The sequence below is a fragment of the Lacinutrix sp. MEBiC02404 genome, from assembly GCF_053601575.1.
Map to the genome: position 1 here is coordinate 104,273 of NZ_JBSHNV010000180.1, position 22,390 is coordinate 126,662.

A 22,390-nucleotide genomic window follows, 5' to 3' on the forward strand; every position below is an offset into this window, starting at 1 on the left:
TATTTTTATAGAAATTTAAAATTTATGAAAAATAGTATGCCTCTAGTAGTTGTTCTTTGTTTTTTGTTTTCCTGCGGAAAGAAAGAAGTTCCATTTAAAGTTAGAGATTATAAAACAGTGGAAATAAAAACCTTGTTAGCAGATTCTCTGTTAAATGTTCGAGCCTTAGAGATTGATTTTAATGGCTTTGGTTCTTTTGCTACGTCTAACGGAAAAATAGGAGGTATCGCTAAGAATGATACAGATGAAGAAGCTAGATTAACGTTTCAGCTAAAAGAAGATAGTATTACACCTAATTTTAGATCACTAGCAGTTACAAATAATGCAGGATTTGTTTTAAGTATTGCTTCACCAGCGCTTTTGTATAAAATAGATGCAGATTCTTTAAAAATAGTATATAGAGAAAATCACGAAAAAGCATTTTATGATGCTTTAGATTTCTGGAATGACCAAGAAGGTATTGCTATTGGTGATCCAACAGACGATTGCATGAGTATTATAATAACTCGTGATGGAGGAGATACTTGGAATAAAATCTCTTGCGCTAATTTACCAAAAGCACAAGAAGGAGAAGCCGCTTTTGCTGCGAGTGATACTAATATTGCAATTGTAGGTGACAAAACGTGGATAGCAACAGGAGGAAAGGCAAGTAGAATTTTATTCTCACCTGACAAAGGAAAAACTTGGGAGGTTTTTGAAACTCCAATAGTTCAGGGTTTAGAAACTACGGGAATGTATTCTGTAGATTTTTACGATGAAAAGAATGGATTTGCAATAGGTGGTGATTATACCAAAGCTGCCGATAGTTCTGCAAATAAAATACGTACACAAGATGGCGGTAAAACTTGGCAGTTGGTTGCGCAAAACCAAAGTCCGGGTTATAGAAGCTGTGTACAATATGTACCTAATAGTGATGCTAAAGCTCTAGTAGCCATTGGTTTTAAAGGAATTGATTATAGTAGCGATGCAGGAAATACTTGGAAACATTTGAGTGATGAGGGCTTTTATACACTCCGTTTTTTAAATGACAGTACCGCTTATGCAGCAGGGGCAGGAAGAATTAGTAAATTGACTTTTAAATAGTTTTATTACAAAAAGTAGCAAAGTAATAGGGTTTGATTTAAAACAAAAACAGCCATTGTATATGACAATGGCTGTTTTTCTATATTAAGCTTTCCAACCTAGTGTTTAGATTCTTTTCTTTTTTTGTACTCATTAAACATTTTTCGTTTAAAGTTGTCTTCCGTGTTTTTAAGGAGTAAAATTTGTTTTGCAGAAAGCACTTTTTTTAATGCTAACTTATAGTTTTCGTATGCGTTATTGCGTTTTGCGTTTAAAGCATCCAATTCATCTAATAGTTTTTGTGCTTCTGTTTCGGTTAAGGTTTCTAAATTAATATCTCTTTTTTTATCGTGATATTCGCTTCTTACACTTTGTTGTTGGGCTTCGTACCCATTATAAACTGGCCAAAACTTTTCAGCTTCAGAAGTAGATAGATTTAGGTTTTCTGTAATATAAGCCACTTTTAGCGCTTTAATTTTATCTTCTTTTTCTTGTCTGTCATTTTGTGAAAAAGCGGTAACAGAAAGAAATAATATAAATAATGTTATAATTGATTTTTTCATTGGTATTGTTTTATTCTGTATATAAATCGTTTAGTTCTAAATTATTGTTTAGATAATCTTGCATCGCTTCCTCTGTAAAGCTAATACTATTAAAACCGTCTCCCTCTAAAAGCTCTATGTCGTTAAATAAAGTCGCTAAATCATTAGCGCTATAATCTTCATTAAGAACAAAATCTTCTACTGTTTCGGTAGATAGGGAAGCGTAGGTTACTTCTTTGTTTAAGGTAGGTAGATTAAACAACACGAAGATAGCTGCAGCTATACCTGATATGTAAATTAGGTTTCTTTTGTTAAATAACGGAATTACTTTTACCGATTTTTTTGTGCTAACCTTTGTTAAAATATCGTTTTCTATATTTTCAAAGTAATCTTTAGGGACAGTAAAACCAGGGTCTGAAACTTTTTCTTTTAAGTTTACATGACTTGTAATAGACGCTTCAAAGTTGTCCAAATAATCTTTTGGTACTTGGAATCCTGAATCTTTTATGTTGTTTAAATTTGTTTTCATCTTAAGTTTTAGACTCTTTTTTTTAGAAAAGGTTTAATTTAATTATTCTTTAGTTAAATAGTCTTCAATTTTCTTTGTTGCGATATGATAGGATGCTTTTAGCGCTCCTTCACTAGTTTCTAGTATTTCTGACATGTCTTTGTATTTAATATTTTGAAAATATTTCATATTAAAAACCAATTGTTGTTTTTCAGGAAGCGTTGCAATAGCTTCTTGTAGTTTTAATTGAATTTCATTGCCTTCAAAGTAGACATCCGATTGTAAATTGTTAATGGCTAGATCCTGGGTTTCTTGATTCGTTATATGTAATCGTTTTGCATTTTTATTTATATGTGTAATAGCTTCGTTAGTTGCTATTCTATACATCCAAGAGTAAATTTTACTATTTCCTTTAAAATTATCAATGTTTTTAAAAACCTTTATAAATGTGTTTTGGAGTACATCATCGGTGTCATCATGCGATTTTACTATATGACGAATGTGCCAATATAAACGTTCTTTATATTGTGTTACCAACTCTTTAAAAGCTTGCTCTTTAGAGTTTTTAGACTTTAGTTGTTGTAAAAAAACGGTTTCGTTTAACACAGAATCTATTTGGTTTATACTTTTTAGACTGATTAATTTACAAATAGTTTAAAAAAGAATCTTGTTTTTATTTAAGTTATAAAAATGATTATTTTTTATCGTGATGTAATCAGTTGTTAATCAGTGTTTTATTGTTATTAAACACGATTAAATGCATTTTTCGCATGACGAAATGCATATTTTTTTTGGTTGGTATGTTTATTTAATATATATTTACGCCAACAAACCTACTTAATGTTAGTCGCCCCAAGTCTAACATAAACAAAAAAAAGCTAGAATTTCTTCTAGCTTTTTTATTTTATTTTTTTTGAGATTTAATAATCTATTCGAAACTTTGCATTTCTACTAGTTTTCTATATACACCGTTTTTATCTATAAGCTCTCTGTGCGTACCTTGTTCTGCAATTTCCCCTTTTTGCATGACTAGAATTTGATCGGCATTTTGAATAGTAGAAAGTCTATGTGCAATTACAATAGAGGTTCTATTTTTCATCATGTTTTCTAGAGCTACTTGCACTAAGCGTTCGCTTTCTGTGTCTAAAGCAGAAGTTGCTTCATCTAAAATCATAATAGGAGGATTCTTTAAAACAGCACGAGCAATACTTAAACGTTGTTTTTGTCCGCCAGAAAGCTTCCCTCCAGAATCACCAATATTGGTCTCTATTCCTTTTGGTAGGTCTTTAACAAACTCCCAAGCATTAGCAATTTTTAAAGCATCAATAACTTCTTCGTCTGTAGCGTTTGGATCTCCTATTAATATGTTATTCTTTACGGTTTCATTAAATAGAATAGAATCTTGTGTTACTAAACCTATTAAGCTTCGTAAAGATTTTTTAGTAAGGTTTCTTATATCTTCTCCATCAATAGAAATACTACCTTCATTTACATCATAAAAACGTGTAACAAGATTGGCAATGGTAGATTTACCAGATCCAGATTGACCAACAAGCGCTACTGTTTTTCCTTTAGGAACGTTTACGGTAAAGTTTTTAAGGACTAAATCGTCTTCGTATTTAAATGAAATATTATTAATTACAATTTCCGAATTAAAATTTTCTATTGTTTTTGCATTTGGTTTATCTTCAAGAACAGAAGGTGTTTCAATAATTTCTAAGACACGATCTGCAGCAGCATTACCTGCTTTTACTTTATAACTAGCTTTACTAATTGCTTTAGCAGGAGTTAATATTTGATAGGCCAAAGCCATATAAGTGATAAATGCACCTCCAGAAAGACTTTTATCGATTAATACCATGCTTCCTCCGTACCATAATAAAGCTGCAATAGTAGCAATACCTAAGAATTCACTGGTAGGTGAAGCTAAATTTTGGCGGTTTAGCAAAGTATTTGAAAAGTGATAAAATCGGTTAGTGGATTCTTGAAATCTGTTATTAAAGCGTTCTTCCGCATTAAAGCCTTTTATTACTTTAAGTCCGCTTAATGTTTCTTCTAAAGTAGATAAAAAGACGCCTTGTTCTTGTTGTACTCTTCCTGATTTTTTCTTTAAACTTTTTCCAATTCTAGATATTATAAATCCTGCAACTGGTATAAATAGGAAAACAAAAATAGTTAGTTTCATAGAAATTGTAAACATGGTTACAATAGCAAAAACAATAGTTAATGGTTCTTTTATAATGAGTTCTAAAACTGCCAATAAAGAGTTTTTAACTTCGTTTACATCTCCAGAAATACGCGCAATGATATCCCCTTTTTTCTTTTCAGAATAATAGGAAATAGGCAGTGTTAGCACTTTATTATAAATAGAATCTCTTAAATCTTTTAAAACACCGTTTCTTAGAAATGTAATGAAAAAAAGCGCGAGATAATTGAATATATTTTTAAGTAAAAACAAACTAATGATTAAAATAATCATGTATAATAAGGTACGTTGAGCACCTTCGTTTTGGTTTGTTATGGTTACAAAATAATTTAAGTAATCTTCTCCAAAAGATTTTAATTCTCTTATGCCTTTATAAACCGGTTTTATGTATAGTTTTTTAGTTTCACCAAACAATACATTTATCATTGGCATTAAGGATACCATAGCTAATGTGCTAAATAAAGCATAAAGCACATTAAAGAAAATGTTTAGGTATCCGTATTTTTTATACGGAATTATAAATGGAGCAATTTTTTTTATATAATCCATTAATTAAGCTTCAAGTCTTTTAGTATAGCATCAATTTTTGAAGCTAATTCATTTTGTTTTGAAATAAAATCCGAAGCATTTTCTAGAGTCGTATTTACACTTATATAGAATTTGATTTTAGGTTCTGTTCCACTTGGTCTTAAAGCTATTTTACTTCCATCTGCTGTGTAATAAATAAGCACATTCGATTTAGGGATAGTAATAGCAGTTTCTTTTCCAGAAATGACATCTTTCGTTATAGATAATTGATAATCTTCAATCTTGGTAACTTTAGAACCATTTACTTCTTTTAAAGGATTTTCTCTGGCATCAATCATCATTTGTTTGATTTCTTGCGCGCCTTCTATTCCTTTTTTAGTGATAGAAATTAAATGTTCTTTATATAAACCATGCGCTACATAAAGTTTTATTAGTTCTTTATATAAAGTGCTTCCGTTTGCTTTTGCTTGTGCAGCTATTTCAATAGCCAATAGTGAAGATGTATTGGCGTCTTTATCTCTTACAAAATCACCAACCATAAAACCAAAGCTTTCTTCGCCACCACCAATAAAATCTAGGTTAGCATAGTCTTTTATTAATTTAGCAATCCACTTAAAGCCTGTTAATACAATTTTACAATCTGTAGTATAGCTTTTTGCTAAAGCTGCAATCATTGGTGTAGAAACAATAGTAGTTGCAACAAATTCGTTTCCTTTTAATTTATTGTTGTTTTTCCATTGTTTTAATAGAAAATCGGTCATCAATACCATGGTTTGATTCCCGTTTAGAATAAGCATCTTTCCATCTAAATCTCTAACCGCAACACCAAGTCTATCTGCATCGGGATCTGTACCAATTACAATATCTGCATTTGTTTTATCTGCTAATTCTAAAGCCATTTTTAAAGCTTCAGGTTCTTCCGGATTTGGAGATTTTACGGTTGGAAAATCGCCATTAGGAACGCGTTGTTCTTCAACAATATGTACATTTTTATAACCAGCTCTTTCTAGTGTTTCCGGAAAAATGGTAATCGATGTTCCGTGTAAGGATGTAAATACAATGTTTAAATCTTCTTTCGCTTTCGCGGAAGTATTAAAGCTTCCGTTTTTAATCGATGCATCAATAAAAACGTCATCGACTTCTTTACCTATATATTGTATTAAATCTTCGTTTGCTTCAAATTTAATTTCCGCATAGTCTAGATTATTAATTTCGTTTATAATTTCTGAATCCTGTGGCGGAACTAGTTGTCCGCCATCTTGCCAATATACTTTGTAGCCATTGTATTCTGGCGGATTATGAGATGCGGTTAAAACAATTCCGCTATGACAGTTTAAATGTTTTAAAGCAAAAGAAAGTTCTGGAGTAGGGCGTAAGTCTTCAAATAAAAATACTTCTATATCATTTGCAGAAAATACATTTGCTACTATTTTTGCTAAGGATTTACTGTTGTGTCTACAATCAAAAGCGATGGCAACTTTTAGTTTTTCACCAGGGAATGCTTGGTGTAAGTAGTTGCTTATACCTTGTGTATTTCTACCAAGTGTAAATTTATTAATTCTGTTCGTACCAATTCCCATAACACCGCGCATGCCGCCAGTACCAAATTCTAAATCTTTATAAAAAGATTCTTTTAGTTCTTTTGGGTTGGTAGCAATTAGGTCTTTTATATATGCTTGGGTTTCGCCATCAAAAGCAGGAGTTAACCATTTGTTTACTCTGTTCAATAATTCTGGTTCAATGTGTATCATATTATATGTATCATTATTATGCAAAAATACGGAAATACTAAAAGGGTAAAGATTAAATAGTAGCCAAATTAATTTCCTCTTTAACTAAATATCGTTTTTTGCCTTCTTTTGTTCTTAAAATAATTTCACCTAAAAAACCTGCCACAAAAAATTGTGTACCAATAATCATGGTAACTAAAGAGATATAAAATTGCGGACGTTGGGTTATTAGTCTTCCTGTTGGATTTAAAAAGAGTTTGTCTACACCTAAATATATAGCGAAGCCAAAACCAATAGCAAACATTATAAACCCTAAAGCACCAAAGAGATGCATTGGTCTTTTTCCAAATCTAGATAAAAACCAAATGGTAATTAAATCTAGAAAACCATGTATAAATCGGTCCATACCAAATTTTGTTTCCCCATATTTTCTTGCTTGATGTTGTACTACTTTTTCACCAATTTTAGTAAAACCAGCATTTTTAGAAAGTACCGGAATGTAACGATGCATTTCACCATTTACATCTATGTTTTTTACCACATCATTATGATAGGCTTTTAAACCGCAATTAAAATCATGAAGTGAAACACCAGAAGTTTTACGAGCCGCCCAATTAAATAATTTGGATGGTAGGTTTTTAGAAATAACAGAGTCGTATCGTTTCTTTTTCCAACCAGAAACCAAATCGAAACCGTCTTTAACAATCATGTTATAGAGTTCTGGTATTTCATCGGGATTGTCTTGTAAATCTGCATCCATTGTAATCACAACGTTTCCTTTAGCTTTTTCAAAACCAGCATGTAATGCTTGGCTTTTTCCAAAGTTTTTTAAGAATCTAATGCCTTTTACATTGGTGTCTTTTTGGGATAGTTGCGAAATAATTTCCCAAGAACTATCGGTACTACCATCATCAATAAAAATGATTTCATAAGAAAAATGATTGGAATGCATAACTTTTGCAATCCAATCATGTAACTCTGTTAAAGACTCTTGTTCGTTAAGTAGTGGTATGACTACTGATATATTCATGTATTATGCTTCTTTTTTCATTACTAATCCGCCAATAAGAGAATATATTAGACCAAAAAAAGCACTTAAAGCAATCCAAAAAGCACTTCCTAATAATGGATTAGAGAATTTTTTAATCATTACCATTTGTTGATCTACTAGTTCTTCCGTTAAATTAGGATTCTCTAAAAGTTTGTCTCTAGTTGCTTCCATAGCTAAACCTTGAAATTCTGGATCTATAATGTAATTGAAAATTAATCCGTAAACCGCAAATACTATTGCGCTAATAACGGCGATTAATAAACCTATTTTAATAGCTGATCCTAAACTCAAAAGATTAGCATTACTTTTTTTGTATTGGTTAATGGCATAAATAATTACCGTAGGAAATATTATATAATAGATATACATTGGCCATTGTTCCCCTTTAAGTTGTAAACCTGTTACATACATTAAAACAGAAATTAGAATTAATATTAGACCTAATACTAATCCGTAATTCTTAGCAAAACTGCCAACTGATACATTTTGTGATTCCATAATTATTTTTTGGTTTTTTAGTTTATAGAATTGTTAGTAAACAAATATAACAAAACGTTACATTTTATTCCCACGAAAGTGGGAATCTTAATAAAATTAAGCAATATTTGTATAATAGAAAGACGTAATCTTATTCCTTTGAAATGGCTTTTTTTTAGGTTTTAATAATTTAATTGAATAATTTTCGTAAAAAGTATTGTGCATTAGTAAAAAATTCTTAAATTTGCACCTCAAAATTAGTAAGAAATTAAAGCATTTAGCGATGAGAAAAGGTATACATCCAGAAAATTATAGATTAGTAGCGTTTAAAGATATGTCAAATGAAGATGTGTTTTTAACTAAATCTACTGCAAATACGTCAGAAACTTTAGAAGTTGATGGTGTTGAATATCCATTAGTAAAAATGGAAATTTCAAGAACATCTCACCCGTTTTACACAGGTAAATCTAAATTAATAGATACAGCTGGACGTATTGATAAGTTCAAAACTAAATACGCTAAGTTCAAAAAATAATTTAGCTTATAGATATTTTATTAAAGCCTTTCAAAATATTGAAAGGCTTTTTTGTTTTTAATATTTAAACTACTTTTGATTTATACTTAAATTTTAGAAAAATGAATTACATTCTTTTTGATGGTCCTTCTCGTAATCAGTTACTTCCATTTACATATACGCGTCCAGTTGCAGATATTCGTGTAGGTATTTTAACGATTAGAGAAAAATGGGAAAAGCATTTAGGTTCAACAACCACTACAATTACGGAAGATTATTTATCTGAAAAATATCCAATGGTTGAAATGGAAGAAAATGTAATGATTAACGCTTCTTATCTTCCAGATTATGAATTGGTGGAAATGATTAAAGCTTTAGAAGAAAATCAAGCCATTTTTAATGACGAAGAAGTGATTGCTTTTTTCATTAAAGAAGCCCAAGAAGATATAGATTTAAGTACTTACGATGCTATTGAGTATAATCAAGAAATATTAAAAATCGAAAATACTTGGGATATATTCTCTAAAAACGGAGAAGCAATTCAAGAAGACTTTGAGTTTTTAACCAAAGGGAGAAAGTCACAACCAATACCGAGTTCTAATAATATAATTGGTGCAGAAAATATTTTTATAGAAGCAGGAGCAAAGCTGGAATTTGCAACTTTAAACGCTAGTTCTGGTCCAATTTATATTGGAGAAGATGCAGAAATTATGGAAGGAAGTATTATTCGTGGCCCTTTTGCATTATGCAACCATGCAACCGTTAAAATGGGTGCCAAAATTTATGGTCCAACAACAGTAGGACCACATAGTAAAGTTGGTGGTGAGGTTAATAATTCTGTGCTTTTTGGCTATTCTAATAAAGGACATGATGGCTTTTTAGGAAACTCTGTTTTAGGCGAATGGTGTAATTTAGGAGCAGATACAAACAATTCTAATTTAAAAAATAATTACGCAGAAGTTAGACTCTGGAGTTATGAAACGGAAGGTTTTGCAAGAACTGGTTTGCAGTTTTGCGGGCTCATGATGGGAGATCACAGTAAATGTGGTATTAATACCATGTTTAATACTGGCACAGTTGTTGGAGTTTGCGCTAATATATTTGGAAGCGGTTTTCCAAGAAATTTTGTGCCAAGTTTTTCCTGGGGAGGAAATAGCGGTTTTACAACATACTTAACTAAAAAAGCTTTTGAAGTGGCTTCTGTAGTTATGTCTAGAAGAGATATTGACTTTACAGAAGAGGATAAAGCAATTTTAGAGCATGTTTTTGAAGACACTAAAAAATGGCGAAGTAGTTATTAAGTTATTTACTATTGTACTAATTATTTATGAGAAATACATTTTGGGTTTGTTTTATAGTGCTTTCATGCATTACTATTAAAGGGGTTGCACAAAACGATACAATTAAAATTGTTAATTTAGAAGTTAATGATGAAAACAATCACTTTGGAGTTTCTTATTTAGAAGATAACAAAATTGTTTTTACATCTAATCTATTAAACAAAAGAGGGAAACAAGAATTCCTTAATGATACACCATTAGTAACTTTATATCAAGGTGAAATAGATGGGGAAGGAGAAATTATTAATGTTGTTCCCTTGCCAAGTAAGTTCAATCGTTCTGCTTTTAATATGTCAGCGTCCGCTTTTTATACTACAGATAAAAAATACATTGCGATTACTACCAATGTTTATAATACAACAAGAAACGCTAATTTATCCCAAAAAGCTTCTAAATTACGAATTGAAATAGGTGAATATGTAGAAGGTATTGGGTGGACAAATTTTAAAGTACCATCTTTTTGTAATCCAAGATCTTCTTATGGTCATCCTGCCGTTAGTCCCGATGGAAAGTACATGTATTTTGTGTCTACTATGCGCGGTACTCTTGGTGGTACAGATATTTTTAGAGTTACTATTAATGAAAATAATGTATTTGGAAAACCAGAAAATTTAGGTTCAAAAGTAAACACTAGAAAAAAAGAACTTTTTCCGTTTATAGGAAAAGATAATGCGCTATATTTTTCATCGAATAGACCAGAAGGAAAAGGGAAGATGGATATTTATAAAAGTGAATTTCTTGAAGATGGTACTTTTGGTGAAGCACAGTTATTAGAAGAACCTATAAACTCAAAGTATGATGATTATAGCTTTATGCTTAATGACGACTTAAAATCGGGTTACTTTTCTTCAGCTAGGCCAAAAGGAAAAGGAGGAGATGATTTGTATTATTTCTTCACCAATTAGTGCTTCCAATGCGTTGTTTCTTTTAGTATTTTATATATAATAATTCTAAATTAATTGATTTTTTTTATTTTTAGATAGGTAGTTATTGTTTTTTGGTTTAAGTTGCTGTAAATTAAGTCCCAAAGCTTAAAATAATACTTAGCCATTACATATTTATGTTTATTTTAAAAAATAAATTATACTTTTCCGTTCTATATTTTTCCATTCTTATAATTGATATAATAGTAAAATTAGGACTGGATACCATTCCTTTTCGATTTATTACCAAGCCTTTAATAGTGATTTCTTTAGCTTTGTTTTATTGGATTAATGCTAAAGAAAATTCTAAGAAAAAGTTTGTTTTCATGATTTTAGCCTTATTCTTTTTTCTTTTAGGAGATATCTTTTTAATATTTAAAGACGTTTCTTTTCTTTTTTCTTTAGGAATGTTAGGTTTTATTTTGGGAAAACTGTTTTATACTTTTAGATTTTCTAATCAAAATGATTTTAAATTAGTTAGACTACTTCCAATCGTTGTTTTTTGCTTTGTTTACATATTTGTTGTGTTAAATATTATATATGATAATTTAGGGAAGTATTTTTTTCCTGTCTTAATTTACTTGTTTGTAGCAATGCTTACCTTGCAATTTGCTTATTTAAGAAAATCTGGAGTAGATACTAAAAGTTACTTAACGGTTGGTATTGGAATTTTATTTTCTGTTATGGCAGATTCTATAGCCGTTTTAGCGCAGTTCTATCATAATAACTTTTTTTATGATTATATAACGGTTATCTTATTCTATGGTATTTCCCAATATTTAATCGTAATGGGTATTATTGAAGAAAAAAATAAAACAGAAAATAGCTTTTATGAAGATGTTAGATTAGGAATCTAATGGATTAATTTTTAGATACTTGTTTTAATTCTAATAAATTAATTGGATTTATACCCAAGCCATGTACTTCTTTTCTTGTAAAACGTACCACTTCATCATAAAACATAGCAATTATAGGAGATTCTTGCATTACTAAAGAATCCATTTTAGCATATAGTTTTTCTCTGTGTAAAGTATTTGTTTCCGTAAAAGCTTGTTCATACCAAAGGTCAAATTGCTCGTTTTTAAAATGGGTGTAATTCGGTCCGTTTGGCGCAAAATTCTTGCTGTAATATAACGAAAGGTAATTTTCTGCATCCGGATAATCGGCGACCCAACTCGCTCTAAACATGTCAGTTTTTCCATTCGCCTTTGCTTCTTTTAAGGCAGAAGCAGGAACCACATCTACCTTAATATTTAATCCTGTTTTTTTTAGCTCTCTTTGAATATATTCACAAAAGCTTAAATAATTTCCAGTGGTAGTAAGTGTTATCTCCGGATTTTTGTTTCCGGTTTCCTTTATATATTGTGCAACCAAATTTCTTGCCTTTTCTGGCTGATAATTATAACCAGTATTCGCATTATAACCAGGGAGTCCTTTCGGAATAAAACCACCATTTGCAGGAATACCAATCCCATTTCTTAAATAGGTCATCATTTTCTTTCTGTCAAAACCAAAATTTACAGCTTGCCTAAGGATTTTGGATTGTACTTCGGGGATTTCACTTTCCATATAAAAACCAAGATATTCTGTGTTTAAATATGGACCGCGAATCATATGAACATCAGCAGCGTATAACTCACGAAGTGTACCAGTAGCCGTTAAAATTTCATCTTTATACGAAGCATCTAAACCAGATACAAAATCTAAATTTCCTTGCGCAAATTGTAAAAATTCACTTTGCTTATCAGGCAAAAAAGTAATAGCAACTGCTTCCAGATAGGGCAAGGTGTATCCTTCAGCATCTTTTTCAAAATAATTGGAATTCTTTCTAAAAACGAGTTTAATATTTTCTTCCCAACGTTTAAAGACAAAAGGACCAGTTCCAATTGGGTTTGCTCTAAAGTCACTTCCATAATGCTTAACAATTTCTTTAGGTACTACAGAACAATATTTCATGGTAAGCAATCCTAAAAAAGCAGGAAAAGGTTGTTTTAATTGTATCTGAAAAACAGAATCGTTTATAGCTTTAAAATTTTCGACTTTATTTAAAACCCAACTTCCAGACGAGGCTACTTTTTTATCTTTTAGACGATTTAAGCTGTATTCAAAATCATCAGCTATAACAGTTCTAGTAGAATCTTTTCCAAAAAGAATATGTTTATGAAAATTTACATCCTCGCGAAGTGTAAAAGAGTAGGTAAGGGCATCGGGAGAAATAGACCAACTTTTAGCAATACAAGGTTGCACGTTTAAGTCTTCATCCATTTGTACTAAACCATTAAAAAGTTGATTAATGGCCCAAATATCGGCATTGTCTTTCGCAAAAGCCGGATCTAAAGAACCAATATTTTTATGTTCGTTATATCTAAATACAGAAGATGTATTATTTGTGTTTTCTTGACAAGAGTATAATACAAAAACACCAAAAAATAATGCGTACTTATTCAAAGTAACTTTTATAAAGAGTTTAATCTGTTTTAACATATAGTTTATTAGTTGTAAATTTGCAACTTGGTAAAAATACAAGAATGAACGTTACTAAAAAAGTCGCATTTTATACTTTAGGTTGTAAACTTAATTTTTCGGAAACATCTACTATCGCAAGAAACTTTAACGATGAAGGTTTTGATCGCGTAGATTTTAAGGAAAAGGCGGATATATATGTGATTAATACATGTTCTGTAACAGAAAATGCAGACAAACGATTTAAAACGATCGTGAAACAAGCGCAAAAGAGTAATCCAGATGCCTTTGTTGCGGCAGTAGGTTGTTATGCACAGCTTAAACCACAGGAGTTGGCAGATGTGCATGGTGTCGATTTAGTGCTCGGTGCCACCGAAAAATTTAAAATCACAGATTATATAAATGATCTTTCTAAAAATGATTTTGGAGAAGTGCATTCTTGCGAAATTGAAGAAGCAGACTTTTATGTGGGTAGCTATTCTATTGGCGACAGAACACGTGCTTTTTTAAAAGTACAAGATGGTTGTGATTATAAATGTACTTATTGTACCATTCCTTTAGCACGAGGTATTTCTAGAAGTGATGAACTTTTGAATGTACTTAAAAATGCAAAAGAAATTTCAGAAAAAGGTATTAAAGAAATTGTACTTACCGGCGTTAATATTGGTGATTATGGTAAAGGGGAATTTGGTAATAAAAAGCATGAACACACGTTCTATGAGCTTGTTCAGGCGTTAGACCAAGTAGAAGGTATAGAGCGTTTACGTATTTCTTCTATCGAACCTAATTTACTTAAAAATGAAACCATAGATTTTGTTGCTAAAAGTAGAACTTTTGTTCCTCATTTTCATATTCCTTTGCAAAGCGGAAGCAATGAGATTTTAAAACTAATGCGAAGAAGATACATGAAAGAATTGTATGTAGATCGCGTTAGCAGAATAAAACAAGTGATGCCACATGCGTGTATTGGTGTGGATGTAATTGTTGGTTTTCCTGGTGAAACAGACGACATGTTTTTAGAAAGCTATAACTTTTTAAATGAACTAGATATTTCTTATTTACACGTTTTTACGTATTCGGAAAGAGATAATACCGTTGCAGCTACTATGGAAGATGAAGTACCTAAAAACGTGCGAGCAAAACGTAGTAAAATGTTACGTGGTTTGTCTGTAAAGAAAAGAAGAGCATATTATGAAAGCCAGATTGGTAGTTCTAGAAGGGTTTTATTTGAAAGTGAGAATAAAGAAGGATATATTCATGGTTTTACAGAAAACTATGTAAAAGTGAAAGCACCTTGGAATCCTGAATTAGTAAATACATTACAAGACGTAACACTTACTAAAATTGATGATGACGGAATAGTACGGTTTGATTTTATAAAAGAATTGGTATAAAAAAACGGAAGCATTTGCTTCCGTTTTTTAATAGTAAACAAGTAATTAGATACTTGTTAAATTCTTAAACCTACAGGTAACATGCTTTTGTATTGCCTATTTTTTCTAATAAACTTGGCTATTTCCGGACTGGTAGGAACAACGCTTAGGTTTCTTTCTTCAATATTTTTTAGAACAAGTACTATAAATTCATTTTGAAAATCTTCAGAAAATAAGTTTTCAGGAATTATAAGTTTGGTTAAAAATATTTTTCTTTCTTGAAGGGAATATTCAATTTTTGCTAATTCATCTTCAATTTTTAATTCATATTGACGTAAGAAGTCATTATCAATTAATTCAGCTGCATCAATCATAATTAATTTGTTTTAATTCAATAGAAAAATAAGGAGTCAAAACTTTTTTGCATAGTTTTGTGCAGTAAATTTACGAAAATTAATCGGTTATTTATAGTTATTAAGAACTTAAAAACTAATGAATCAAGAACTTATACATGTGTATTTAATGCCTGGAATGGCTGCTAATCCTACTATTTTTGAAAATATAAAATTGCCAGAAGACCAGTTTCAAATACATTGGTTAGAATGGGTAATTCCTCATAAAAATGAATCTATAAGTGATTATGCAAAACGTATGACGCTTTTTATTAAAGAGGATAATGTGGTTTTACTAGGTGTTTCTTTTGGAGGTATCTTAGTGCAAGAAATGAGTAAGCATATTAAGCTACGAAAACTTTTTGTTGTATCTTCTGTGAAAACTATGCATGAGTTGCCAAAACGTATGAAACTTGCAAAGCATACCAAAGCTTATAAAATTTTACCAACTAGTTTAGCTGGTAATATAGATGCCATAGCAAAATATACATTTGGTAAAAGTGTGGCGAAAAGAGTAGAGCTTTATAAAAAATATATGTCAGTAACTAGCACTGCCTATTTAGATTGGGCAATTGAGCAAGTAGTATGTTGGCAGCAAGATAAACCAATACCAGGAGTGATTCATATTCATGGGGATAAAGACATGGTTTTTCCATATAAACATATTACAGATTGTATCACTGTTAAAGGAGGAACGCATATCATGATTATTAATAAATATAAGTGGTTTAATGAAAATTTGCCAAAATTGATATTACAGTAATTTCTGGCGTAAATTTTGCTAGATATTATTTAACTTTATAAAAAAAAATCAAGGACTATGAAAAGGATTAAAAATGCACTCGCACTAGTTGGGTTATTTGGGATATGCGGGATGTGTGTTTTTGCATTGCAAGATGCGCCAACGGATGAGAATTTTGAAAAAAAGATAATAAACGATTATAACGTTTACGCGTTACAAGTCCCTAGTTATTTGGATTTTGCAGGAGAGCAAGTCCCATTACATAATCCAGATATTTTAGAACGTATGGATAGAGAATTGTTAGTAAATACATACTGGCAATCTAATGGGTTTTTAATGTTTAAACGTGCACGAAAATACTTTCCTATAATAGAACCTATTCTTGCAAAACATGGTATTCCTGACGATTTTAAATACTTAGCAGTTATTGAGAGCGGACTAACAAATGCAAGATCACATGCTGGAGCAAGTGGGGTTTGGCAAATAATGAAAGGTACCGGAAGAGAATATGGTTTAGAAGTAAATGATAATGTAGATGAACGCTATAATATTGAATTAGCAACAGAGGTTGCTTGTGTGTACTTAAAAAAATCTAAAGAGAAATTAGGCTCTTGGACGCTTGCAGCTGCTGGATATAATGCTGGAATGGCTGGAATGGCACGAAGGTTAAAAGAACAAGATGTCTCTGGTTATTACGATTTACTTTTAGGAGAAGAAACGGGGCGTTATGTATTTAGAATTGTGGCATTAAAAGAAATTTTAAGTCATCCAGATAAATATGGTTTTAATTTTAGAGATAAAGATCTTTATAGTTATATACCTACTTATAAAGTAGAAGTAGATACTGTGGTAACCGATTTTGCAAGTTTTGCTAAAGGATTTGGTATAAACTACAAAATTCTTAAAATACACAATCCGTGGTTGCGTGAACCAAAATTAAATAACGCATCTAGAAAAAAATATTTAATAGATATTCCGCGTGAAGGGTATTATAAAACGAACCCTTAAATAAATAGGTGTTTATAAAAAAAGGAATAGCTTTAAGTGTAAAGCTATTCCTTTTTTTTGTTTAAAAATGTAGCAATCTTTCATTTACTAAATAGTTTGTTAAAATTATCTAATTTAAGGGCGTACCAAGTATTTATTCCTATATATTTGCCGACTTAAATTAATTATCAAGAATCTCGAAAGGAGATAGCAACCTGCAATAACAAGCAAGGTGCTAAAGCGATAAGCCAATATTTTGGAAAAAATGTTAATTCAATTTCTTCTCTATTTGCTTTTTGTCTTCTTAACATTAAAAAGAAAAATGGCAAAACCTAATCACATTACACCAAGTTTTAAAGCACTAATTCCCTTATTTGTATTTGTATTTACTTTTTTAGGCGTTGGTTTATACCAAAACGACTTTTATGCACTTCCAGCTCCTATAGCAGTTATCTTGGGTATTATAGTCGCCTTTTTAATGTTTAAACAATCGGTTAACTCTAAAATTAAAACCCTTTTAAAAGGCTGTGGAGATGATAAAATACTAACCATGTGTTTAATCTATTTATTAGCAGGAGCTTTTGCGGCTATTACTAAAGCTACAGGAAGTGTGGATGCTATTGTAAATCTAGGTTTAGACTTTATAGCTATTGAGTATATTTATTTTGGTGTGTTTATTATTGCAGCTTTTTTATCTGTTTCTACGGGAACCTCAGTAGGTGCGATTGTTACCTTAGCACCAATTGTTATAGGGATTGCAGATCAAGGAGGAACATCGCTAGCAGTACTTTGTGGTGCATTACTAGGTGGTTCTATGTTTGGAGATAATTTGTCTGTAATATCTGACACTACTATTGCAGCAACACAATCTCTGGGTTGTAAAATGAGTGATAAGTTTAAAGAGAATATAAAAATAGCACTTCCAGCAGCTATTATTACTTCTATAATTTTAGTGGTTCAAGGTTTTGATTTGGAAAGTAATATTACGGAAGATGTAATTTACAACTACTCTGTAATAAAAATACTACCTTATATTTTAGTTATTTTACTTTCCGTTTTTGGAGTAAATGTTTTTGTAACCCTTCTTTTAGGAATTATTTCTGGAGGTATATTAGGCTTGTTTTATGGAGACTTTACACTGATAGAATCTACCAAAATTGCATATTCTGGGTTTACTAGTATGACCGAAATATTTTTACTTTCTTTATTAACAGGAGGTTTGGCTGCTTTAGTAGAAAAAAATGGAGGAATAGAGTATGTTTTAAATAAAATTAAAACCTTAATTAAAAGTAAAAAATCTGCTCAATTTGGTATTGCAGGCTTAGTAAGTACCATAAATGTTGCTATTGCTAATAATACGGTATCTATTATTATAGCGGGGTCTATTGCTAAAACTATTAATGATGAATATGCTTTAGATAATAAGAAAACAGCTTCTATTCTAGATGTTTTTGCTTGTATTACGCAAGGACTATTGCCTTATGGGGCACAAGTCTTAATGATTTTAAGCTTTTCTCAAAGCAAAATTAGCTATATCGATTTGGTAGAAAATACATGGTACTTACTATTACTATTAGTAAGTACCATTTTATTTATTTTTTTTAGAACGAATAAAAAACAGGTAATTCAATAAGAATTATCTACTTTTTCTTTTTTGCGAACGCATAGAACCACCTTGACCATAATGTTGATTTGGTGCTTGTGCGCGCTTCATATTATCTTTCATCATTTTAATCTGATCTTTTAGCATATCGCGCTTGTCTAATTTTTCAGCTTCCTTTAAAAGTAATTGCGCTTCTTGCTTCCTTCTTTTAGTAAAAGCAATACCAGCTAAATTTAATTTTGCCATCGCTAAATCATGATCCATAGATAAGCCAAGAGAAATTGCTTTTTTAAATCGTTTTTCAGCTTCACCCATATCGGTTTGGCTAACCATAATACCTTTAAGGTAATTAAAATAACCTTCCTGTTTTTTCACTAAAGCAGCCGTCGGATTTTTAATTTTATCTAACCATTTGTTGGCTCCTTCAAAATCTTGCTTACGTAATTTTAAAAAAGCTAATAAAATAATTTCGTTTTTAAAGTATAAGAAAATGAAGATTAACGACAGTAAAATAAACATAATACCATTACCAATATAACCTTCTATAAACTGCCAAACAGCGACTCCTATTATACCTGCGGCAATAATTAACTTGAAATTTTTGTTGTACATTTTTTACTAAAATTTGTGGATTACAAAGAAACTAAATTTTTATGAAAAACACTGCTTTATAAATTTCAAAAAAATATTTATATTTTGGTTTGTTAAATAAAAAAGGCTTTGTATATTTGCGCGCACATTTGAGGAAACTCAACACTGAGAAAATTTATAATTAAGAAGATTTAAAAAAATAAGACAATGCCAAAAAGAACGTTCCAACCATCAAAAAGAAAGAGAAGAAACAAACACGGTTTCAGAGAAAGAATGGCATCTGCTAATGGAAGAAAAGTACTTGCACGTAGAAGAGCTAAAGGAAGAAAGAAATTGTCTGTATCAACGGAAACAAGACATAAAAAATAATGATTAACAATTGTTAATATATAAAAGGCGTTACTTAGGTGTAACGCCTTTTTTTATATCTAATAAATAGTATTTTTGCAACACACTATAATTAAATAAAATGCCAAAAAACACGCAACTAAAATCGATTTTAATTATTGGTTCTGGACCAATTGTTATTGGGCAAGCCTGTGAGTTTGATTATTCAGGAACTCAAGCCTTACGCTCCTTAAGAGAAGATGGTATAGAAACCGTTTTAATTAATTCTAATCCTGCAACTATCATGACAGATCCTTCTATGGCAGATCATGTGTACTTGTTGCCTTTAACCAGTAAGTCTTTAATTCAAATTTTAAAAGAACATCCGCAAATTGATGCTGTTTTGCCAACAATGGGCGGACAGACAGCTTTAAACTTATGTATTGAAGCAGATGAAAAAGGGATTTGGAAAGATTTTGGTGTAGAAATTATTGGTGTAGATATTGACGCTATTAATATTACCGAAGATAGAGAGAAGTTTAGAGAGCTAATGCTTAAAATTGGTATTCCAATGGCGCCTCAGGCTACTGCAACTTCCTATTTAAAAGGAAAAGAAATCGCACAAGAGTTTGGTTTTCCTTTAATTATTAGAGCTTCCTTTACTTTAGGTGGAGCAGGAGCGTCTTTTGTACATAAAGAGGAAGACTTTGATGAGTTATTAACCCGCGGATTAGAAATTTCTCCAATCCATGAGGTAATGATTGATAAAGCATTAATAGGTTGGAAAGAATATGAATTAGAACTTTTACGTGATGCTAATGATAATGTAGTAATTATCTGTTCTATTGAAAATATGGATCCTATCGGGATTCATACTGGAGATTCTATTACCGTTGCTCCAGCAATGACATTAAGTGATACAACCTATCAGAGAATGCGCGATATGGCAATTCATATGATGCGTAGTATTGGTGATTTTGCTGGTGGTTGTAATGTGCAATTCGCTGTAAGTCCGGATGAAAACGAAGATATAATCGCTATTGAGATTAATCCTCGTGTTTCGCGTTCTTCCGCATTAGCGAGTAAAGCAACAGGATATCCTATTGCAAAAATTGCTGCTAAATTAGCTATTGGTTATCACTTAGATGAATTACAAAACCAAATTACAAAATCTACTTCTGCTTTATTTGAGCCTACTTTAGATTATGTAATTGTGAAAATACCACGTTGGAACTTCGATAAATTCGAAGGTAGCGATAGAACACTCGGACTTCAAATGAAATCTGTAGGAGAAGTCATGGGTATTGGTCGTTCTTTTCAAGAAGCATTACATAAAGCAACACAATCTTTAGAGATTAAACGTAATGGTTTAGGCGCAGATGGAAAAGGATATAAAGACTATGATCAAATTGTAAGCAAGCTGAAACATGCAAGCTGGGATCGTGTTTTTGTTATTTATGACGCTATCCAAATGGGAATTCCTTTAAGTAGAATTCATGAGATTACTAAAATTGACATGTGGTTCTTAAAGCAATATGAAGAATTATATATGCTTGAAAAAGAAATTTCAACTTTTAAAGTGGAAACCATTCAAAAAGATTTATTGCTAGAAGCTAAACAAAAAGGGTATGGTGACAGACAAATAGCACACATGCTTGGTTGTTTAGAAAGTCAGGTTTATAATAAACGGGAAGAATTAGGTGTTAATAGAGTGTATAAATTAGTGGACACTTGTGCTGCAGAGTTTAAAGCAAAGACTCCTTATTATTACTCTACGTTTGAAAATGATGTAGAAACGGCAGACGGAAAACGCTATGCAGATAATGAAAGTGTGGTTTCCGATAAAAAGAAAATTATAGTGCTTGGTTCTGGTCCAAATAGAATTGGTCAAGGTATCGAGTTTGATTATTGTTGTGTGCATGGTGTTTTAGCTGCCGCGGAATGTGGTTACGAAACCATCATGATTAACTGTAATCCAGAAACGGTTTCTACCGATTTTGATACTGCAGATAAATTATACTTCGAACCTGTTTTTTGGGAACATATCTATGATATCATCAAACACGAAAAACCGGAAGGTGTAATCGTACAACTTGGTGGACAAACCGCTTTAAAGCTTGCTGAAAAACTAGATAGATATGGAATCAAGATTATTGGTACCACATATCAAGCTTTAGATTTAGCAGAAGATAGAGGTTTGTTTTCTAATATGTTGAAAGAAAATAATATTCCGTATCCAGAATTTGATATTGCTACAACTGCAGACGAAGCATCGGCAATTGCAGATGTTTTAGACTTTCCAATATTGGTAAGACCTTCTTATGTACTTGGTGGACAAGGAATGAAGATTGTAATAAATAAACAAGAACTAGAAAAACACGTTGTTGATTTATTAAGAAGAATGCCAGGAAATCAATTACTTTTAGATCATTATTTAGATGGTGCAATAGAAGCAGAAGCAGATGCTATTTGTGATGGCGAAAATGTCTATATCATTGGTATTATGGAGCATATTGAACCTTGTGGAATTCACTCTGGAGATAGTAATGCAACATTGCCTCCTTTTAATTTAGGAGAGTTGGTTATGCAACAAATAAAAGACCACACTAAAAAAATTGCATTAGCATTGAATACGGTGGGTTTAATAAATATTCAGTTTGCTATTAAAGATGAAATCGTGTACATTATTGAAGCGAATCCTAGAGCATCACGTACGGTTCCTTTTATTTCTAAAGCATATGGTGAACCTTATGTTAACTATGCAACTAAAGTGATGCTAGGAGAGAAGAAGGTTACCGATTTTGACTTTAAACCACAATTAAAAGGGTACGCAATTAAGCAACCTGTGTTCTCCTTTAACAAGTTTCATAATGTAAATAAACAACTTGGACCAGAAATGAAAAGTACTGGAGAAAGTATACTTTTTATAGATGATTTAAAAGATGATGAGTTTTACAATTTATATTCTCGTAGAAAAATGTATTTGAGTAAATAGAACCCATACATATACTATATAAAAAGCGAAGTATTT

Annotated in this window: 21 protein-coding genes and 1 riboswitch; of the genes, 11 read left to right on the forward strand and 10 right to left on the reverse strand. The window is 31.2% G+C overall.

Annotated features, from left to right (window positions below):
* Positions 1-24 precede the first annotated feature (24 nt).
* Entirely contained in the window at positions 25-1,083 is a 1,059-nt protein-coding gene (locus tag ACVCXO_RS09710; RefSeq protein WP_452229399.1) for an oxidoreductase, read from the forward strand.
* Positions 1,084-1,181: 98 nt separating this feature from the next.
* Here the strand turns inward: ACVCXO_RS09710 and ACVCXO_RS09715 are convergent, their stop codons facing one another.
* From ACVCXO_RS09715 to ACVCXO_RS09745, 7 genes are all read right to left on the reverse strand, one after another.
* The gene (locus ACVCXO_RS09715; RefSeq protein ID WP_452229400.1) at positions 1,182-1,625 is read right to left on the reverse strand and encodes a sensor of ECF-type sigma factor; all 444 of its coding nucleotides are present in this window, start codon (positions 1,623-1,625) and stop codon (positions 1,182-1,184) included.
* Between the two features lie 10 nt (positions 1,626-1,635).
* Positions 1,636-2,133, reverse strand: coding sequence for a hypothetical protein (locus tag ACVCXO_RS09720; RefSeq protein WP_452229401.1), 498 nt, complete (start codon positions 2,131-2,133; stop codon positions 1,636-1,638).
* A 42-nt stretch (positions 2,134-2,175) separates the two neighbouring features.
* Positions 2,176-2,718: an RNA polymerase sigma factor gene (locus ACVCXO_RS09725; RefSeq protein ID WP_452229402.1), complete on the reverse strand. Its 543-nt coding sequence runs from the start codon at positions 2,716-2,718 to the stop codon at positions 2,176-2,178.
* 322 nt (positions 2,719-3,040) lie between these two features.
* Positions 3,041-4,867: an ABC transporter ATP-binding protein gene (locus tag ACVCXO_RS09730; protein WP_452229403.1), complete on the reverse strand. Its 1,827-nt coding sequence runs from the start codon at positions 4,865-4,867 to the stop codon at positions 3,041-3,043.
* A complete protein-coding gene (locus ACVCXO_RS09735; protein ID WP_452229404.1) occupies positions 4,867-6,597 on the reverse strand; it encodes a phospho-sugar mutase in 1,731 nt (576 codons plus the stop codon). Before ACVCXO_RS09735 ends, ACVCXO_RS09730 begins: the two co-directional genes overlap by 1 nt.
* Positions 6,598-6,649: 52 nt before the next feature.
* Positions 6,650-7,606 (reverse strand): glycosyltransferase family 2 protein, encoded by a 957-nt coding sequence (locus tag ACVCXO_RS09740; protein WP_452229405.1) that lies wholly within the window; start codon positions 7,604-7,606, stop codon positions 6,650-6,652.
* Between the two features lie 3 nt (positions 7,607-7,609).
* Complete coding sequence (locus ACVCXO_RS09745; protein WP_452229406.1) at positions 7,610-8,125, reverse strand: DUF4199 domain-containing protein; 516 nt, start codon at positions 8,123-8,125, stop codon at positions 7,610-7,612.
* 262 nt (positions 8,126-8,387) lie between these two features.
* Here ACVCXO_RS09745 and ACVCXO_RS09750 point away from each other — a divergent pair, with 262 nt between their 5' ends.
* The 4 genes from ACVCXO_RS09750 to ACVCXO_RS09765 all read left to right on the forward strand — a co-directional run bounded on the left by ACVCXO_RS09750 (position 8,388) and on the right by ACVCXO_RS09765 (position 11,738).
* A complete protein-coding gene (locus ACVCXO_RS09750; protein ID WP_055442355.1) occupies positions 8,388-8,639 on the forward strand; it encodes a type B 50S ribosomal protein L31 in 252 nt (83 codons plus the stop codon).
* A gap of 101 nt (positions 8,640-8,740) precedes the next feature.
* Complete coding sequence (locus tag ACVCXO_RS09755; RefSeq protein WP_452229407.1) at positions 8,741-9,919, forward strand: GlmU family protein; 1,179 nt, start codon at positions 8,741-8,743, stop codon at positions 9,917-9,919.
* 26 nt (positions 9,920-9,945) lie between these two features.
* Positions 9,946-10,863 (forward strand): hypothetical protein, encoded by a 918-nt coding sequence (locus ACVCXO_RS09760; RefSeq protein WP_452229408.1) that lies wholly within the window; start codon positions 9,946-9,948, stop codon positions 10,861-10,863.
* A 155-nt stretch (positions 10,864-11,018) separates the two neighbouring features.
* Positions 11,019-11,738, forward strand: a complete 720-nt coding sequence (locus tag ACVCXO_RS09765) for a lysoplasmalogenase (protein WP_452229409.1) — start codon at positions 11,019-11,021, stop codon at positions 11,736-11,738.
* 4 nt (positions 11,739-11,742) lie between these two features.
* On the opposite strand, the gene ACVCXO_RS09770 is transcribed toward ACVCXO_RS09765, so the two are convergent.
* Positions 11,743-13,365 carry an ABC transporter substrate-binding protein gene (locus ACVCXO_RS09770; RefSeq protein ID WP_452229410.1) on the reverse strand — a complete coding sequence of 541 codons (1,623 nt, stop codon included), beginning with the start codon at positions 13,363-13,365 and terminating at the stop codon, positions 11,743-11,745.
* Positions 13,366-13,409: 44 nt separating this feature from the next.
* On the opposite strand from ACVCXO_RS09770, the gene mtaB reads away from it, so the two are divergent.
* Positions 13,410-14,738, forward strand: a complete 1,329-nt coding sequence (gene mtaB, locus ACVCXO_RS09775) for a tRNA (N(6)-L-threonylcarbamoyladenosine(37)-C(2))-methylthiotransferase MtaB (protein WP_452229411.1) — start codon at positions 13,410-13,412, stop codon at positions 14,736-14,738.
* Between the two features lie 56 nt (positions 14,739-14,794).
* On the opposite strand, the gene ACVCXO_RS09780 is transcribed toward mtaB, so the two are convergent.
* Entirely contained in the window at positions 14,795-15,091 is a 297-nt protein-coding gene (locus tag ACVCXO_RS09780; protein ID WP_452229412.1) for an N-acetyltransferase, read from the reverse strand.
* A 118-nt stretch (positions 15,092-15,209) separates the two neighbouring features.
* On the opposite strand from ACVCXO_RS09780, the gene ACVCXO_RS09785 reads away from it, so the two are divergent.
* The 3 genes from ACVCXO_RS09785 to ACVCXO_RS09795 all read left to right on the forward strand — a co-directional run bounded on the left by ACVCXO_RS09785 (position 15,210) and on the right by ACVCXO_RS09795 (position 18,471).
* Entirely contained in the window at positions 15,210-15,872 is a 663-nt protein-coding gene (locus tag ACVCXO_RS09785) for an alpha/beta hydrolase (RefSeq protein ID WP_452229413.1), read from the forward strand.
* A gap of 57 nt (positions 15,873-15,929) precedes the next feature.
* The gene (locus tag ACVCXO_RS09790; RefSeq protein ID WP_452229414.1) at positions 15,930-16,859 is read left to right on the forward strand and encodes a lytic transglycosylase domain-containing protein; all 930 of its coding nucleotides are present in this window, start codon (positions 15,930-15,932) and stop codon (positions 16,857-16,859) included.
* Between the two features lie 159 nt (positions 16,860-17,018).
* Positions 17,019-17,114: riboswitch (SAM-I-IV-variant riboswitch) on the forward strand.
* A gap of 46 nt (positions 17,115-17,160) precedes the next feature.
* Positions 17,161-18,471, forward strand: coding sequence for a Na+/H+ antiporter NhaC family protein (locus ACVCXO_RS09795; RefSeq protein WP_452229415.1), 1,311 nt, complete (start codon positions 17,161-17,163; stop codon positions 18,469-18,471).
* A gap of 3 nt (positions 18,472-18,474) precedes the next feature.
* Here ACVCXO_RS09795 and ACVCXO_RS09800 read toward each other — a convergent pair whose 3' ends face one another.
* A complete protein-coding gene (locus tag ACVCXO_RS09800) occupies positions 18,475-19,053 on the reverse strand; it encodes a DUF2892 domain-containing protein (protein WP_452229416.1) in 579 nt (192 codons plus the stop codon).
* Positions 19,054-19,239: 186 nt separating this feature from the next.
* Between ACVCXO_RS09800 and rpmH the strand changes: the two genes are divergently transcribed.
* Positions 19,240-19,401: a 50S ribosomal protein L34 gene (rpmH, locus tag ACVCXO_RS09805; RefSeq protein ID WP_034059443.1), complete on the forward strand. Its 162-nt coding sequence runs from the start codon at positions 19,240-19,242 to the stop codon at positions 19,399-19,401.
* Positions 19,402-19,501: 100 nt separating this feature from the next.
* Positions 19,502-22,354, forward strand: a complete 2,853-nt coding sequence (gene carB / locus ACVCXO_RS09810) for a carbamoyl-phosphate synthase large subunit (RefSeq protein WP_452229417.1) — start codon at positions 19,502-19,504, stop codon at positions 22,352-22,354.
* The last annotated feature ends 36 nt before the right edge of the window (positions 22,355-22,390 follow it).

Coding starts and splice junctions, on each gene's coding strand:
- ACVCXO_RS09710 (WP_452229399.1), top strand. CDS start 25: ATGAAAAATAGTATGCCTCTAGTAGTTGTTCTTTGTTTTTTGTTTTCC.
- ACVCXO_RS09715 (WP_452229400.1), bottom strand. CDS start 1,625: ATGAAAAAATCAATTATAACATTATTTATATTATTTCTTTCTGTTACC.
- ACVCXO_RS09720 (WP_452229401.1), bottom strand. CDS start 2,133: ATGAAAACAAATTTAAACAACATAAAAGATTCAGGATTCCAAGTACCA.
- ACVCXO_RS09730 (WP_452229403.1), bottom strand. CDS start 4,867: ATGGATTATATAAAAAAAATTGCTCCATTTATAATTCCGTATAAAAAA.
- ACVCXO_RS09735 (WP_452229404.1), bottom strand. CDS start 6,597: ATGATACACATTGAACCAGAATTATTGAACAGAGTAAACAAATGGTTA.
- ACVCXO_RS09740 (WP_452229405.1), bottom strand. CDS start 7,606: ATGAATATATCAGTAGTCATACCACTACTTAACGAACAAGAGTCTTTA.
- ACVCXO_RS09745 (WP_452229406.1), bottom strand. CDS start 8,125: ATGGAATCACAAAATGTATCAGTTGGCAGTTTTGCTAAGAATTACGGA.
- ACVCXO_RS09750 (WP_055442355.1), top strand. CDS start 8,388: ATGAGAAAAGGTATACATCCAGAAAATTATAGATTAGTAGCGTTTAAA.
- ACVCXO_RS09755 (WP_452229407.1), top strand. CDS start 8,741: ATGAATTACATTCTTTTTGATGGTCCTTCTCGTAATCAGTTACTTCCA.
- ACVCXO_RS09760 (WP_452229408.1), top strand. CDS start 9,946: ATGAGAAATACATTTTGGGTTTGTTTTATAGTGCTTTCATGCATTACT.
- ACVCXO_RS09765 (WP_452229409.1), top strand. CDS start 11,019: ATGTTTATTTTAAAAAATAAATTATACTTTTCCGTTCTATATTTTTCC.
- ACVCXO_RS09770 (WP_452229410.1), bottom strand. CDS start 13,365: ATGTTAAAACAGATTAAACTCTTTATAAAAGTTACTTTGAATAAGTAC.
- mtaB (WP_452229411.1), top strand. CDS start 13,410: ATGAACGTTACTAAAAAAGTCGCATTTTATACTTTAGGTTGTAAACTT.
- ACVCXO_RS09780 (WP_452229412.1), bottom strand. CDS start 15,091: ATGATTGATGCAGCTGAATTAATTGATAATGACTTCTTACGTCAATAT.
- ACVCXO_RS09785 (WP_452229413.1), top strand. CDS start 15,210: ATGAATCAAGAACTTATACATGTGTATTTAATGCCTGGAATGGCTGCT.
- ACVCXO_RS09790 (WP_452229414.1), top strand. CDS start 15,930: ATGAAAAGGATTAAAAATGCACTCGCACTAGTTGGGTTATTTGGGATA.
- ACVCXO_RS09795 (WP_452229415.1), top strand. CDS start 17,161: ATGGCAAAACCTAATCACATTACACCAAGTTTTAAAGCACTAATTCCC.
- ACVCXO_RS09800 (WP_452229416.1), bottom strand. CDS start 19,053: ATGTACAACAAAAATTTCAAGTTAATTATTGCCGCAGGTATAATAGGA.
- rpmH (WP_034059443.1), top strand. CDS start 19,240: ATGCCAAAAAGAACGTTCCAACCATCAAAAAGAAAGAGAAGAAACAAA.
- carB (WP_452229417.1), top strand. CDS start 19,502: ATGCCAAAAAACACGCAACTAAAATCGATTTTAATTATTGGTTCTGGA.